1 pseudogene is annotated in these 533 nt (G+C 44.1%); it reads left to right on the top strand.

From position 1 onward, the window contains the following. Positions 1 to 533: pseudogene (locus tag ACFINL_RS09925) on the top strand (late control protein); the annotation flags it as partial.

Raw genomic sequence — 533 nt, 5'->3', positions numbered from 1 at the left:
GACGACCAAAAAGCCGCGGCTGATGCACGAGAACCAGAAGAGATTGATGATGATGAAAACTTTATCCATATGGATGACAGTGATCGAGCAGCACCATCATCATCTGAATCGGAAAAAGCAGAAACAACACCTGAGAAAGAAGAAGAAGACAAAGAGAAAAAAGGCGGTGTTCTCGCAACTTATCATGATATCCGCAGTGGTGAAAAAAAAGAAGTCAAAGTTGGTAATCCGCCGTTCCATGAACTCAAATACACCTACCATAACCAATCAGAGGCTGTTGCGGCCATTGCTGCTTATCGCAATAAATCATCACGCGGTAAGTCTTCTTTCTCATGTGATATCGGTGGTGATCCCTTTGTGCAAGCAGAAGCAAAGCTTGTTCAAGAGCCCCCTTTCCGCCCTTATATACCGGCAGAATGGCGCATCAAAAGCGTTAAACACAAACTTGATAAAACGGGTGGTTACACCACAAAAATAGAGTGCGAACTTTTTGATGCATCACAAGAAGATGCGGCTGGAAACGTTGCAAACAC

Origin of the sequence: Bartonella sp. AA78NXGY, assembly GCF_042197005.1 — a bacterium.
GTDB lineage: Bacteria > Pseudomonadota > Alphaproteobacteria > Rhizobiales > Rhizobiaceae > Bartonella.
This window is presented reverse-complemented; position numbering and strand designations above follow the sequence as displayed.